The following is a 14,108-nucleotide window of genomic DNA, read 5'->3' as shown; positions in this document are numbered from 1 at the left end:
CCCGTCCGGCACCCCATGCCATGACCACGGGCAAGGCATTTACCCGTTCTTGATCAAAATCAATTCAGTCGCGCCAGCACCTCGTACATTACCCATCATATTGTGCTTTTAAGCGAACACACCCACTACATGATGTGTCTGGAGGTAATCGGTGCTTCCCCTTAAACAAACCTATCGGCCAAGCATTCTGGGTAAACGCGACGGCAGTGACAGCGCCTTCGACCTAGGCAAGATTCAACGGGCCATCGCGGCGGCCGGTCAGGCGAGCGGTGAGTTGGCGCCGGATGACAGCCTCGCCCTGGCGGAGGCCGTACTGGCTCGCCTGCTGGGGATCGTGCGGGTGGAGGTCGAGCAGGTCCAGGACCGGGTCGAGCAGGTGCTGATGGAGGCCGGGTATTACGCCACCGCACGCGCCTATATCCTTTACCGCGAGCGCCATGGGCGTCTGCGTCGCGACTGTCATAGCAGGGTGAACGTGGCCGCCTCGATGAACGAGTACCTGAACCGCGAAGACTGGCGAGTCCAGGCCAATGCCAACCAGGGTTACTCCCTGGGCGGTCTGATCCTCAACGTTTCTGGCAAGGTTACCGCCAACTACTGGCTGGACGAGGTGTACAGCGCCGAGGTCGGCCGTGCCCACCGCGAGGCCGATCTGCATATCCATGACCTGGACATGCTGGCCGGTTACTGCGCCGGCTGGTCGCTGCGCACGCTGCTCAACGAAGGGCTTAACGGCGTTCCGGGGCGGGTAGAGGCCGGACCACCCAAGCACCTGTCCAGCGCCTTGGGGCAAATGGTCAATTTTCTCGGCACCCTGCAGAACGAATGGGCCGGGGCGCAGGCGTTCAGCTCCTTCGACACCTACCTGGCCCCCTATGTACGCCAGGATCGGCTGGGGTTCGAAGACGTACGTCAGGCGCTGCAGGAATTCATCTACAACCTCAATGTGCCGTCGCGCTGGGGCACCCAGACCCCCTTTACCAACCTGACCTTCGACTGGGTCTGCCCGGAGGACCTGCGCGAACAGGTGCCGAGGATCGGCGGGGTGGACATGCCGTTCTGCTACGGCGAGCTGCAGGCCGAAATGGACCTGATCAACCGCGCCTATATTGAAGTGATGATGGCCGGAGACGCCAAGGGCAGGGTGTTCACCTTCCCGATCCCGACCTACAACATCACCCATGACTTCCCCTGGGACAGCGACAACGCCACGCGGCTGTTCGACATGACCGCGCGCTACGGCCTGCCGTACTTTCAGAACTTCCTCAACTCCGACCTGCAGCCCAACCAGGTGCGCTCGATGTGCTGCCGGCTGCAACTGGACGTGCGCGAACTGCTCAAGCGCGGCGGTGGCCTGTTCGGTTCGGCCGAGCAGACCGGCTCCCTGGGAGTGGTGACGCTCAACTGCGCGCGCCTGGGCTATCTGTTCCGCGGCCGCGACGGCGCCAAGGGCGACACCAGTGGCTTGCTGCAATGCCTGGACCGCCTGATGGAACTGGCCATGGAAAGCCTGGAACTCAAGCGCAAGGTGATCCAGCAGCATATGGACGCTGGCCTGTACCCCTATACCAAGCGCTACCTGGGCACCTTGCGCAACCACTTCTCCACCATCGGGCTCAACGGCCTGCACGAGATGCTGCGCAATTTCAGCGGCGATCGCGACGGCATGCACACCGAGGACGGGCGCGCCTTCGTGTTGCTGTTGCTGGACCATGTGCGGGCCACCCTGGTGCGTTTCCAGGAACAGACCGGCCACCTCTATAACCTCGAGGCGACACCCGCCGAGGGCACCACTTACCGCTTCGCCAAGGAGGACCGCAAGCGTTACCCCGATATCCTCCAGGCCGGCACGCCGCAGGCGCCGTATTACACCAACTCCTCGCAATTGCCGGTGGGTTTCACCGACGACCCCTTCGAAGCGCTGGAACTGCAGGATGCCCTGCAGTGCAAGTACACCGGCGGCACGGTGCTGCACCTGTACATGGCCGAGCGCATTTCCTCGGCCGAGGCCTGCAAAAAACTGCTGCGCACCGCCCTCGGCCGCTTCCGCCTGCCGTACCTGACCATCACCCCGACCTTTTCGATCTGCCCGAAACACGGCTACCTGGCCGGTGAGCATGAGTTCTGCCCGAAATGCGACGAGGTGCTGTTGCAGCAACAGCGCTGAGCCCGCGTCCCTTTTATCCCACCCCAGGAGTTACACCATGAACCACCCCCTAACCGCCACAGCGCACCTGCCCGAAGCCCAACGCCAGCGTTGCGAAGTCTGGACCCGGGTCATGGGCTACCACCGTCCGGTGGCGGCCTTCAATCCCGGCAAGCAGGCCGAGCACCGTGAGCGTCGGCACTTCTGCGAACCAAAGTAGACCGCCGTCGTTGCCACCCCGCCAGTCTGATGATCGGCGGGGTTTTCCTTCCTGGGAGACCCACCGATGCCCCGTCCCTGTCACAGGCCAGGCCCCACCGATACGCAGGCTGCCTCGCTGCGCATCGGTGGGCTGCTGCCGCTTACCACCCTCGACTTTCCCGACCACCTGGCCTGTGTAGTGTTCTGCCAGGGCTGCGCCTGGCGGTGCCGCTACTGCCACAACCCCGAGCTGATCCGGGCCCAGTCAGCCAGTCCTGTCGATTGGGTGCAGGTGCTCGACTTTCTGCAGTCGCGCCGCGGCCTGCTGGAAGCGGTGGTTTTCAGTGGCGGTGAGGCGACCCTGCAAAAAGCCCTGCCTTATGCCATGCGCCAGGTGCGCGAGCTGGGTTTCAAGGTGGGCCTGCACAGCGCCGGGATCAAACCCAGCTCGTTCCGTCGGGTGCTGCCGCTGTGCGACTGGGTCGGATTCGACGTCAAGGCATTGGAGGAGGAGGTGGCGCTGATCACCGGAGTCAGCAGCAGTGGCCTGGCCAACTGGCGCAGCCTCGAGTGGCTGCTGGACAGCCCGGTGGACTACGAATGCCGCACCACCGTGCACTGGCAGCTGTTCGATTGCCGGCGCCTGCAGCGCCTGGGCGAACGCCTGGCCGGCCTCGGCGTCAAACGGTTGGTGATCCAGCTGGCACGCCCGACACGCATGCTCGACCCGAGCCTGGGTGCCGTGGTGGCGCCTGCCGATGCGCCCCAGCTATGGACCTATCTCGGCCAGTTGTTTCCCAGTTTCGAGCTGCGTGACGCCTGAACGGCCGGTCAGGGCATGCATGCCCGGCGGGCTTACCAGCCCCAGAACAGCAACCACCAGGCATAGGCCACCACGCTGTTGCCCAGCACCAGGGCGGCCAGCGGCGCCGCCCTGCGGGCGACGGGCAGGCCGGCGCAAACCTGCCAGCCGAGCCCTAGGCTCCAGAGCAGGGCGACAGCCAACAGCAGGGTGCGGCAGGGGGACACCCAGAGCAGGGCCAGCCCTTCATAGCGCAGCAACTTGACGGTGGTGGCCGACAGCCCGAGAAACAAGCCGGCGGCGCCCGTGGGCAGCAAGCACAGGCTCAGCTGCCGGGCGAACGCCACCCCGCGTCCTGCCAGCCGTGCCCCCAGGCTCAGCAGGCCCTGGAGCGTGCCCCCCAGCAGCAGGCTGCTGGCACCCAGGTACAGGCAGATCGACAGGCCATCCAACCAGGTAAAGGCATCGTTCAGCGCCGGGTAATGGGTCAGCAACCACCAGGGGGCATCGGCTTGCAACGGCCAGAGTACGCCGCGCCCCGCGAGCGCCTCGGCCAGTGTCTGCTTGAGGGCAATAAACCAGGGACTCGATGTCCACTGAAAGGCGCCTAGCGCCAGACCGATCACCCCGTACAGTAACAGGCGCGTTTCCCAGGGGCTGTCGCCGTCAGCGCCGTAGCGGACGATTTCCTCATTGCCAGAGCGGGCGATCAGCCGGACCGCATCGCGCTGGCCGCTGCAGCGCCCGCAGGCGTGACAGTCCGAGGCGCCGCGCATGCGACGGATATCCACCAGCGGCGCGCAGTTGGGCGGCGGCAGGTGCGGCGGGGCATTCTCGCGCCAGCGCTGTTCATCGACCTGGAAGTGCAGGGGCGCGAGTTTGGCCAACAGGGCGAACACCCCGCTGACCGGACACAGGTAGCGGCACCAGACCCGTTTGCCGCGGCCGTAGCCATAACCAACGGCCATGGCCGCCACTGTCGAGCCACCTAGGATCAACAGCGCCGCCTGGGCATAGTCGTAAACGCTGATCAGTTGCCCGTACAGGGTGGTCAGCATAAAGCCCAGGGTCGGCCAGCCGCCCCAACGCATCCAGCGTGGAATGCCGCGGCCCAGGCCATGCTGGCTGGCCCACTCGCTGAGGGCGCCCTCGGGACAGAGCACGCCACACCACACCCGCCCCAACAGCAGCACCGACAGTACGACAAAGGGCCACCACAGGCCCCAGAACACGAACTGGGCCAGCAGCGTCAGGTTATCGAACAGCCGCGCCTGGTCGGGTGGAAGCGGCAGCAGGGCGGGAATCACCAACAGGCCGGCGTAGATGACTATCACCGCCCCTTGCAGGCGACGGATCCCGCGCCCGTGGCGGCGCAGGGCATGCCCCAGGCGGGTCAGCAGCCCATTGCGCCCAGTGCTCATGGCAACGGGCTTAAACGCGGCGGCCGCGCCGGCCGGATCAGGAACCAGGCCAGCAGCCAGTACAGGCCCAGCAGCCCCAGGTGCACCGCCGAGGGCATGGCCCGATAACCACTCAGGCCCGCCAGCAGGGCCCCGGGCCGGCTGCCGTCGTCGAGCAGCGCCGAGCTGTCCCACACCGGCTCGCCCAGCAGGCGATACAGGTGCTCGGGCAACTCCCAGGCCATCCATTGACCGCTCGCACGGTCGACCGCACTCATCAGCAAGGCTCCACCGAGCAGGACCAACCAGACTTCACTGGCGAGGAAAAACTGCCGCCAGCCGATCAGCCGGCCGCCGGCCTGCAGCAGGGCCACGCACAGCAGCCCGAGCAACAGGCCCAGCCCAGCGCCCAGTGCCAACGGAACCGGGTTGGCGGTGCCACCGATGCCATAGAGGAATATCGCCGTCTCGCTGCCTTCGCGCGCCACGGCCAGGGTGACCAGCAACGTCAGGCTGCCCAGTCGACGGCCCTGCAGCGCGCTGGCCGCGCGCTGTTCCAACTGACGGCGCAGTTGCCAGGCGTTGTGCGCCATCCAGTGCAGCATCTGCAGGATCAACCCGGCCGCCAGCAGGCTGAGGGCGGTCTGGAACCACTCGCCCGCGGGGCCGTTGATCCAGCCGCCGGCCAGCACCATCAGCGTGCCGAGCAGGCCGGCCAGCAGCAGGCCCAGCCCGACACCGGCCCACAGATGTCGCATGGCGCGCGTGTGTTCGGGTTGGTGGCGCAGCCAGGCATACAGGATGCCAATCACCAGCAGCGCCTCGACGCTTTCGCGCCAGACGATCAACAGGGCTTGTTCCATGGAGTAAACCTCGTGGAGAAGGGCGTCAGCGCGCTTCGATCACGCCCTGGGGCAGCTCGGGGTGAAATTCGTCGAAGAACAGGTAACGCCCGGGTTTGAGCGGGTGGATCACCACAAAGGAGCTGATGCCCGGGCCCAGTACCTTCTCGATTCGCAGCGGCGTACTTTCGAACTCGACCGGTCCCTGGCCCAGGTTGTGCACGATGATCTTGAACCGCTGGCCGGCGACCACCTGCACGCTGGACGGCTCGAAATGGCCGTCGCGGATCCGCAGTTCATGGGTCGGCAGGGGGGCGGCCAGGGCACCGCAGGGCAGGCTGGCGAACAGCAGGCAGAACAGGGAAGGGCGCATGGCGTGGAACTCCGGAGTCGCGGGCGAATACGCCTCAATAACCGCCTTTTTTGCCGATGCCCGCGTAGGTGAAGCGGTAGTGCAGTTCGCAGGGAGCGAACCAGGGCGCCACACCGGTTTCCTTGTCGGTGTGGCGGCCGAAGGCGTGATGGCTTGCGCCGGGGGCGCTGACCTTGAAGGTCAACTGGTATTGCCCGGGGCCCAGCAGCCTGAGGTTATCGCCGTAGTGCGGACCGTCATTGGCCACCATGGCGTGGAAATCGCCCTGCAGCACCTGGTTGTCACCGACCTTGGTCAGGCGGTAGCTGACCCCCAGGTAGGGTACGAAGCTGCCTTCCTGAAAGCCCTGCAGGTTGTTTTCCAGGGCGCTGATATCGGCCTCCAGGTGCACGTCGGAGTCGCTGGCGGGGCGCATCATGCCGGGCGGATCCATTTCGATCGGTTGCAGGTAGACCGCTCCCACCTCCATGCCGGCGCACTGCTGGGGCGCGCCGATCGGGTACTCCCGGGCATGAGCGGCATCGGTGGCCAGCAGGCTGAGCAAAACGAGCGATGGAAGGGGTTTCATGGCGGGTTTCCTAAAGCGATAAACACTGGCGCCAGCCTAAGGCGGCTAAATCGAATCAATAATGATTCTTGTCAATTTCCAGCCCGGAAAAGGCGGCCCTGAAGAGGTACCTAGCAGGAGGTATGGCCAGCCCGAAGCCGAACAGGGATGCTGAGAGGAAACGACTGACGAGCCTGGGCGCCTATGAAAAACGCACACAGCATTGGCGTGACCCTGGCGTTGTTGCACCAGAACCAGGTGGCCCTGAGTGAATCGGTGCAGTTCATTTCGGCCTGGTTGCAGCGCCAGGGCCTGGTCGAAGTGGCGGAAGCCGTGCAGCCGCATATACGGATGGTGGTTGCCAACTGTGTACAGATCGATGCCCGGCTGACGAGCCTGCTCAGCGCCTGCGAGGAACCGGAACCGGGGTAGGAGGGCGCCGACGCCAACAGCCAGGCGGGTATCAGCTCCCGCCATGCTGCAGGCCAGGGTACCGGGTAGGGCTGGGCCCGATCAAGCAGCGCTATCTACGCGGCCCGGCCTGCGCAAAGCACGGCAGGCGCACGAGCACGCGCAGCCGTAGCTTGGGTTGAGCGAAGCGATACCCAGGAATCAGGCCTGAATACCAGCGCACTATTGCCGGTGCGAGAGCAGGGCACGGCAGCCGTTCTGGCCAGGTAAGAAGGGGATTAGTCGGTCCATCACCCACCTGTTACAATTAACTCAACTAAATCACTTTTTAGTTGAGTTAATTATCAACCCGGCCACACTGGCCTGCGTCCCGGCCGCACCGGCGGGCGCTCCACAGGACAACCGCAGCATGGATGATCAGCTTCCCCGGCGTGCCCCGACGCCTGCCAGCACGTTGCCGAGGGGAGGGCAGTCCGACCCGTTTAACCAGTACCTGTCCCGGCTGGCGCCCAGCAGCCGCCTGACCATGCGCTACGTGCTGCAGGAAACGGCCAATCGCCTGGGGTTCGATGATCTGGCGCTGCACGAGGTGCCCTGGCAGCAGCTGCAACCCGGACATGTCACCGCGCTGGTGGCGGCCTTGCGCGAGGACGGTTACACGCCCAATACTTCGTCCTTGTACGTCAATGCGCTGCGCGGCGTCTTCAACGAAGCCTGGCGCATGAGCCTGATCAGCCAGGAGCAGTTGCTGAAGCTGCGTTCGGTCAAGGCCATGGCCGGCACGCGCCTGAGCCAGGGGCGTAACCTGAAGCGCTCGCTGATTCGCGACTTGCTCGACGCCTGCGCGGCGGACCCCAGGCCCCAGGGGCTGCGCGACGCGGCCATTATCGCGTTGCTGTACGGCACGGGCATGCGTAAATCCGAATCGGTGAACCTCGACCTGGCCCAGGTCGATTTCAGCGAACGCAGCCTGCAGGTGCTGGGCAAAGGCAACAAACAACTGATCAAATACGCCCCCGCCTGGGCGTTTGAACGCCTGCAGGCCTGGTTGAATTGCCGTCGCGAGCAGTTGCCCGACGGCCTGGGGGACGATGTTTTTCTGTTCAACCGGATTCGCCGCGGCGATCACATCACCCGCGAGCGCATCAGCAAGCACGCCATCTATTACATCGCGCGGCAACGGGGCCTGCAGGTCGGCGTGCGGATCATGCCCCATGATTTCCGCCGGTCCTTTATTACCCGGGTGATCGAGGACCACGACCTGTCGATCGCGCAAAAACTGGCGCACCACAGCAATATCCAGACCACCGCCCAGTACGACGTGCGCGACGACAACGAACGCCGCCGCGCGGTGGACCGTTTCGATCTATAGAAAAACCGGTCGACTGCAAGGCTGCAGCCGCTTGGCCAGCTCCCACGCCTGCTGATTGGCGCTGTGTCGGGCGGTGCGATCGAGCGCGTCGCCCAGGAGGGTTTTTTCGACCACCAGCCCATGCAGGTCAGTGACGCCGACAAGGCGCAACCAGGCTTCCATATAGGGTCTTTGAAAGTCGAACAGCGCCGCGGGGGTGGCCGATTGCGCGGAGAAATCCAGGCCGCGGGCATAAGCGAGCACCGCGGTTTTGTCCTGCAGCAGGCCCTCGATTCCGCGTTCGGCGCTAAAGCTGAAGAGGATGTCCTTCTGCGACACCAAATCGATAAAGTGCTTGAGCTTGTAGGGAATGCCATAGTTCCACAGCGGCACCGAGAACAGCAGCAGGTCGGCGTCGTGCAGCGGCTGGGCCAGGGACTGCAGCAGGCCCCATGCGCTGTCCTCGGCTGCTGAGCGGCGGTTGCCGTTGAGCCCGGCGTATTTGGCGTCCATGGCCACCTGATCGAATTCCGGCAGCGCCATGGCCCAGAGGTCCAGGGTCACGACCTCGGTGTCCGGGCGCTGTTGTTGATACGCTGCGATAAAACTGCGGGCCACTTCCAGGGAGGCGGAGCGCTGTTTGCGGGGAGAGCATTGGATGTGCAGGAGCCGGGTCATGGCTGGCCTCGGGGGCGATAAGTGAGGCCGGGATTGCAACATAGCTATATCTGAAATATAAATCGTAAATAAATTATGTATTAATCAGGTATCGAAATATGTTCGACACCCTGTTGCTCAGGACATTTGTTGCAGTTGTCGACGCCGACGGCTTTAGCCGCGCCGCTGAACGCCTGCACCTGACCCAGTCGGCAGTCAGCGGCCACTTGCGTCGGCTGGAAGAGCAGGTGGGCAAACCACTGCTCAAACGCACCACCCGTTCCCAGCACCTCAGCGCCGATGGCGAGCGTCTGCTGAGCTACGCCCGGGCGATTTTGGCGCTGAACCGCGATGCCTTGGCCGAGCTGACCCGGGCGCCGTTTCACGGGCAGGTGCGTGTGGGGCTGTCCGAGGATTTTGCCGAGCCGCGCCTGTTGCGGGTCCTGCAGGACTTCGTGGCGCAGTACCCGGGCATGGAGCTCAAGGTACAGGTCAATATTCCCGGCACCTTGCTGAACGCGCTCCACCAAGGGGAACTTGACCTGGTGTTGGGCTCGTTGTGCGAAACGGGCCACGCCGGGCAATTGCTCTGGCAGGAGCCGCTGGTGTGGATGGGCGCCGAGCAGCCGTGCCAAGCCTGGCCGACGCCGCTGCCATTGGCCTTGTTTCCAGAGCCTTGTCCTTACCGGGCGGCGGCACTGACGGGTCTGGCCCAGGCGGGTATCGCCCAGCACACGGCCATGCTGTGCAGCAGCAACGCGGCCTTGAAAGCTGCCGTGTTGTCCGGGTTTGCCGTGGCGCCCATGCCGTTGAGCCAGTGGCAGCCGGGACTGGCGGTGATAGCCGCCGAGCACGGCTTGCCGAAGTTACCCGATGCGCAATTTCGCTTGTTTACCGCCGCCGAGTCCGACCCGCAGTTGATCGCCAGTTTGTCGCAGCTTATCGTCGAACAGGCGTTGCCACAGCGACGCTGAGCTCTCATGGCCCGTGGGTGAGGCTGAAGAAGCCAGCTGCGGTGGTGCCGAACCTCCGTTCCAGCAGGAAGAACGGCCGCCCCAAAGCAGTAACAACACTTCGTATAATGTATATTATGTTAAATTGAATAGACGTCGCATGTCCCCCCAATGGCTAACCCGAGCAACGTTTCTGATGCTTGCTCCTTGCCTGGCATGTTTCAGATCACTGACTACGATCAGTCGATGCCTTGTCTCAGACTACGATTCTCCCCATACGCCCAAAGCGCTTGGCGGCTGGGTTCTAACGGATGCCTTAGGAATGCCGAGATATTGGTCCACCGTGTGGGCTGAGGTTCTTCGCGCAGGACTTGAGAACAGCACGCGTTGCCGCCATTTTTTTACACGCGATAGATCGCTTGTATCTGCATTCCGAGCGTCAGTACGGATCTGATCTGCTTGATGACCTACTGACTGATCGTCAATTTGACGAAACCGAGTCGGGTCTTACTGGGTTTCTCTCGTCCCTTGGCGGGCCTGACAGAGCAGATAACCGGGCAACGTTGGAGTGCGACAGCTCTGCGACACCGTGCCGCTCAACGACTTGTCGACTCCGGTGTATCCCACATTTCCTTGTCCGAATTTATGGGGCATGCAACGACATTGACCGCCAACGTCTACTTTGATGCCTCCCCTACTCAGGCGCAGCGGCCAACCAGGTGCTGGCCCTTTCCAACATCGACTCCAATGTAGCGCAGGTTGCTAGGACCAGGACGATAGACAAGACAACCCTTCGCGACAGGCACGAATCGGCCGATGCTGTTGGAAAACCCGATTATCTCGATTGAACAAACCGTGCCGAGAAAAATGGATTTCACAAGTTTCAGAAACGGGTTGGAGGCACTTTTTCAACAGAACCGGCCAGGAACGGACACTGGAATGTGCTCACGAAATCGGGGGGAATTCAGTTGCGCCCACACCAATAGTCGTGATCACGAACATGGTTGTTCCCTGCAAAACCGCCTACGCTAGCTGCATGAGTACCAGGCCGTTGCTGAGGCACTAGTAGCGGGCTGGAGCGATCTGATTGGATTTGACCGCCCGTTCATTGCCAATCCGGACCTGCCCGCGCGTATCGCCAACAACCGGCCCCTCAATCTGGTCGACCCGACCAGCAGTACGGCGCAACGGGTAAAGGCTACACGGACTATCCCACCTATCGTCCCTAAGCGACCGATGCGGCGCCTCTAGAAATGGGTGCGCGGTTCACGTTCTTCCATTGAGGAAGATGAGTATGTATCGACCAAGCACGGTTCCTTATCAGGAACATCGAGGGTTCAGGCGAACCTTCACTCCGGATCATTTGAGCCTGGGATTGTTCTTTCCCTTGGAGGCCTTCGATGGGGACACTCCGAGCATGCTCAACCAGGTCGCATTGGCCAAACGAGCAGAGGCGCTGGGCTTTTCCGCGCTCTGGTTTCGCGACGTGCCTCTTCGGGACCCTAATTTCGGCGATGTCGGCCAAGTCTTCGATCCCTGGGTTTACCTGGGCTATATGGCCGCTCATACATCAGAGATAGCGCTTGGCACCGCATCCATTGCCATCCCTTTACACCATCCTTTACACACGGCCAAGGCATCAGCCAGCGTCGATCAGTTGAGCGCAGGTCGCTTGATTCTGGGGGTCGCTTCCGGCGATCGCCCAGTGGAGTTTTCAGCCTTTGACGTCGATCCCGAAAGGCGCGGAGAAATCTTTCGAGAGCACTACGAGGTGATTCGCCGCGCCCACAGCAGCAGCTTTGAACCCATCTGCTGGAGCGGTGGTGAGCTGCGGGACGCAGACCTCATTCCGAAACCCACAACCCAAGTGATTCCAATGCTCGTGACCGGGAATAGCCGCCAGTCACTGGATTGGATCGCGCGCGAAAGCATCGGATGGATCAACTATCCACGCCCGCCGAAAATGCAGCGACTGATCGTGGAAGATTGGCGGATGGAGGTCATGACGCAATGCGGTTCCGTCTATAAGCCCTTCACTCAGTCGCTTTACATCGACCTCAGCGAGAACCCGTCCACGCCGCCCACTCGCATTCATTTGGGGTTCAGGCTTGGACGCGACCACCTCCGGGCCTTGCTGGAGTCGCTTCAGGAAATCGGGGTGGACCACGTAATCCTCAATCTCAAGTACGCAAAGCGCCCTGCTGCGCACGTCATTGAGGAGCTGGGCACTCACATCGTTCCGCAATTCGGAGTACAGGCGCGTCCTGGAGCGAATTGATACGCCGGCCGCGCCCACGCCCACGCCCACGCCCGGCCGACGTGGTGCGGTTCAGCAGGTTGAATGATCAGGCCGATACCTGCTCAAGGAATATCAGTTGCAACGGTTCTTTCAGCAGGTCATCTGCCGTGGCGGCAAAGCTCTGAAAGTAAGGCATCGAAAAATGCGCATCCAGCGCCGCCTGATCCCTGAAAGCCTCGCGCATGTAGAACGTGCCCTGCTCGTCACGCTGCTCGAACAACACATAATCGAGATTGCCCGGCTCTGCGCGGGTCGGCTCTACCAGCGCCAGCAATTCTTGTTTCAATGCCCGTGCTTTGCCTGCCTTGGCCTTGAGCACGGCGATCGATACCAACAGGTTACTGGACGTATTCATCGTCAATTCTCCGAGATAAAAAAATGGCAAGTGATGCCGCAGGCAGTTCAGCGGGCGCGCAAGCGCGCCCGCCTGATCAGTGGCATCAGAAACCTTCGAGGACGATCTTGCCCCGGGCCTTGCCGCTCTCGACCAGCGCATGGGCACGACGCATGTTTGCCGCATTGATCGCACCGAAGTGCTCGCCCACGGTGGTCTGCAGAACACCTTGATCAATCAGCGCGCTGACCCGATTGAGCAGGTGATGCTGGTTGATCATGTCCGGGGTTTCGTACAGCGCACGGGTGAACATCAGTTCCCAATGCAACGACAGCGACTTGCGCTTGAGCGGCATCACGTCGAGGCTCTCGGGATCGTCAATCACACCCAGACGCCCTTGCGGCTTGAGCACCTCGATCAGTTGTGCAAAGTGCTGTTCGGTGTGGGTCAGGCTGGCGACATAGTCGATCTCCGGCACGCCGAGCGCTTGCAACTGTGCGAGCAGTGGCTGGCTGTGATCGATCACGTAATGCGCGCCTAACTGCAGCACCCAATCAGCGGTTTCCTGGCGTGAGGCGGTACCGATGACGGTAAGGTGGGTCAACTGTCGGGCCAGTTGCACCAGCATCGAACCGACGCCGCCAGCCGCTCCCGTGATCAACAGGCACTTGCCCTCCCCCGAGCCCTCGACGATACCGAGCCGGTCAAACAGCAATTCCCAGGCAGTGATCGAGGTCAACGGTAACGCTGCCGCATCGGCTGCACTCAATGAACGAGGCTTGTGCCCGACGATCCGCTCATCGACCAAATGGAATTCGCTGTAGCTGCCGGTGCGGGCAATCGAGCCGGCATAGAACACTTCATCGCCCGGCTGATACAGCGTCACTTCAGAACCGACCTCGCGGACCATGCCTGTGGCATCCCAACCGAGGATTTTTGGTTCTTTTGTGAAAGTTCCGGCGCGCACCTTGGTATCGACCGGGTTCACTGAGACCGCGCGAACTTCGACCAGCAGATCCCGCGGGCCAGGCGTGGGCACCGGGAGACTGATGTCGATTAATGCTTGTGGATTGTCGATGGGCAAGGCGTGCTGGGTAAAGGTGATGGCTTTCATGGAAACTCGCGGTCTGAAGGGTTGATGCATTCACGTGCAGCCATCTTCGACTTCCTATGTACAAAGAAAAACAAGCAGAATGCGCCAACACTTTCACTGCAGGAGTGAAAATGATCCGCATCGATGATCTTGCTTTATTCCTCCGCAGCGCTGCGCTGGGCAGTTTCACCGCCGCGGCGCTGGAGGCTGAGCTACTGCCGGGTCAGGTCGCCGCCGCCATCAAACGTCTGGAGCGCGAGCTGGACGTACGCCTGTTCGCCCGCACCACTCGTAGCCTGCGATTGACTGCCGAAGGCGAGCAATATCTGCCCACCGCCCACTCAGTGCTTGAGACCCTGCAGCAAGGCAAGGAAAATTTGCGTGGTAAGAACGCCACGCTGCGGGGCGTCCTGCAGGTGACAGCACCCTCCGATCTGGGGCGCAACATACTGCTGCCGTGGCTGACGCTGTTCCGCCGTCAGCATCCAGAATTGACGTTGCGTTTTTTCCTGTCAGACCAGATGGCCAATCTGTTTCGCGACCCTGTGGACGTGGCGATTCGATATGGCCCGAATGAAGACGCCAACTACGTGGCACTGCCGCTTGCACCGTGGAACCAGCGGGTTCTGGTTGCCTCGCCGGAGTATGTGAAACGCTGCGGTTCTCCCCAAACGCCGGATGACTTGAGCAAGCATCACT

At 62.4% G+C, this 14,108-nt stretch carries 15 protein-coding genes and 1 pseudogene; 9 read left to right on the top strand and 7 right to left on the bottom strand.

Annotated elements, in window-relative coordinates; genetic code table 11:
* Window positions 1-151: 151 nt before the first annotated feature.
* The 3 genes from ABWY06_RS06315 (at window position 152) to ABWY06_RS06305 (ending at window position 3,170) form a co-directional block, all read left to right on the top strand.
* Window positions 152-2,167, top strand: coding sequence for a ribonucleoside triphosphate reductase (locus tag ABWY06_RS06315; protein WP_353924709.1), 2,016 nt, complete (start codon window positions 152-154; stop codon window positions 2,165-2,167).
* Window positions 2,168-2,204: 37 nt separating this feature from the next.
* A complete protein-coding gene (gene nrdD / locus ABWY06_RS06310) occupies window positions 2,205-2,366 on the top strand; it encodes an anaerobic ribonucleoside-triphosphate reductase (RefSeq protein WP_353924708.1) in 162 nt (53 codons plus the stop codon).
* A 66-nt stretch (window positions 2,367-2,432) separates the two neighbouring features.
* The gene (locus ABWY06_RS06305) at window positions 2,433-3,170 is read left to right on the top strand and encodes an anaerobic ribonucleoside-triphosphate reductase activating protein (protein WP_353924707.1); all 738 of its coding nucleotides are present in this window, start codon (window positions 2,433-2,435) and stop codon (window positions 3,168-3,170) included.
* A 32-nt stretch (window positions 3,171-3,202) separates the two neighbouring features.
* On the opposite strand, the gene ABWY06_RS06300 is transcribed toward ABWY06_RS06305, so the two are convergent.
* The 4 genes from ABWY06_RS06300 to ABWY06_RS06285 are packed head-to-tail and all read right to left on the bottom strand — an operon-like array spanning window position 3,203 to window position 6,332.
* The gene (locus ABWY06_RS06300) at window positions 3,203-4,570 is read right to left on the bottom strand and encodes a 4Fe-4S binding protein (protein ID WP_353924706.1); all 1,368 of its coding nucleotides are present in this window, start codon (window positions 4,568-4,570) and stop codon (window positions 3,203-3,205) included.
* The gene (locus ABWY06_RS06295) at window positions 4,567-5,412 is read right to left on the bottom strand and encodes an FTR1 family iron permease (protein ID WP_353924705.1); all 846 of its coding nucleotides are present in this window, start codon (window positions 5,410-5,412) and stop codon (window positions 4,567-4,569) included. The genes ABWY06_RS06300 and ABWY06_RS06295 overlap by 4 nt, the downstream gene beginning before the upstream one ends.
* Before the next feature lie 25 nt (window positions 5,413-5,437).
* On the bottom strand, window positions 5,438-5,764 hold the full coding sequence (locus ABWY06_RS06290; protein WP_353924704.1) for a cupredoxin domain-containing protein: 327 nt from the start codon (window positions 5,762-5,764) through the stop codon (window positions 5,438-5,440).
* Window positions 5,765-5,798: 34 nt separating this feature from the next.
* Window positions 5,799-6,332: an iron transporter gene (locus ABWY06_RS06285; RefSeq protein ID WP_353924703.1), complete on the bottom strand. Its 534-nt coding sequence runs from the start codon at window positions 6,330-6,332 to the stop codon at window positions 5,799-5,801.
* A 183-nt stretch (window positions 6,333-6,515) separates the two neighbouring features.
* On the opposite strand from ABWY06_RS06285, the gene ABWY06_RS06280 reads away from it, so the two are divergent.
* Window positions 6,516-6,743: a LysR family transcriptional regulator gene (locus ABWY06_RS06280; RefSeq protein ID WP_353924702.1), complete on the top strand. Its 228-nt coding sequence runs from the start codon at window positions 6,516-6,518 to the stop codon at window positions 6,741-6,743.
* Window positions 6,744-7,131: 388 nt separating this feature from the next.
* On the top strand, window positions 7,132-8,094 hold the full coding sequence (locus ABWY06_RS06275) for a site-specific integrase (RefSeq protein ID WP_502948155.1): 963 nt from the start codon (window positions 7,132-7,134) through the stop codon (window positions 8,092-8,094).
* Here the strand turns inward: ABWY06_RS06275 and ABWY06_RS06270 are convergent.
* Window positions 8,089-8,751 carry an FMN-dependent NADH-azoreductase gene (locus ABWY06_RS06270; protein WP_353924701.1) on the bottom strand — a complete coding sequence of 221 codons (663 nt, stop codon included), beginning with the start codon at window positions 8,749-8,751 and terminating at the stop codon, window positions 8,089-8,091. The genes ABWY06_RS06275 and ABWY06_RS06270 overlap by 6 nt on opposite strands.
* Window positions 8,752-8,849: 98 nt before the next feature.
* Here ABWY06_RS06270 and ABWY06_RS06265 point away from each other — a divergent pair, with 98 nt between their 5' ends.
* The 3 genes and pseudogenes from ABWY06_RS06265 (at window position 8,850) to ABWY06_RS06255 (ending at window position 11,961) form a co-directional block, all read left to right on the top strand.
* Window positions 8,850-9,704: a LysR substrate-binding domain-containing protein gene (locus ABWY06_RS06265; protein ID WP_353924700.1), complete on the top strand. Its 855-nt coding sequence runs from the start codon at window positions 8,850-8,852 to the stop codon at window positions 9,702-9,704.
* Window positions 9,705-10,739: 1,035 nt separating this feature from the next.
* Window positions 10,740-10,818 (top strand): annotated as a pseudogene (locus ABWY06_RS25860) (hypothetical protein); the annotation flags it as partial.
* Window positions 10,819-10,977: 159 nt separating this feature from the next.
* Entirely contained in the window at window positions 10,978-11,961 is a 984-nt protein-coding gene (locus ABWY06_RS06255) for an LLM class oxidoreductase (RefSeq protein ID WP_353924699.1), read from the top strand.
* A 67-nt stretch (window positions 11,962-12,028) separates the two neighbouring features.
* Here the strand turns inward: ABWY06_RS06255 and ABWY06_RS06250 are convergent, their stop codons facing one another.
* A complete protein-coding gene (locus tag ABWY06_RS06250) occupies window positions 12,029-12,337 on the bottom strand; it encodes a putative quinol monooxygenase (protein WP_353924698.1) in 309 nt (102 codons plus the stop codon).
* An 85-nt stretch (window positions 12,338-12,422) separates the two neighbouring features.
* Entirely contained in the window at window positions 12,423-13,430 is a 1,008-nt protein-coding gene (locus ABWY06_RS06245) for a zinc-binding alcohol dehydrogenase family protein (RefSeq protein WP_353924697.1), read from the bottom strand.
* A gap of 110 nt (window positions 13,431-13,540) precedes the next feature.
* Between ABWY06_RS06245 and ABWY06_RS06240 the strand changes: the two genes are divergently transcribed.
* Window positions 13,541-14,108, top strand: a 568-nt coding sequence (locus ABWY06_RS06240) for a LysR family transcriptional regulator (protein ID WP_353924696.1), incomplete at its 3' end; no start/stop codon positions are given.

Source organism: Pseudomonas sp. (genome assembly GCF_040514055.1).
Lineage (GTDB): Bacteria > Pseudomonadota > Gammaproteobacteria > Pseudomonadales > Pseudomonadaceae > Aquipseudomonas.
Note: the sequence above shows the minus strand (reverse complement) of the source record. Positions and strands in the feature narration are given on the sequence as shown.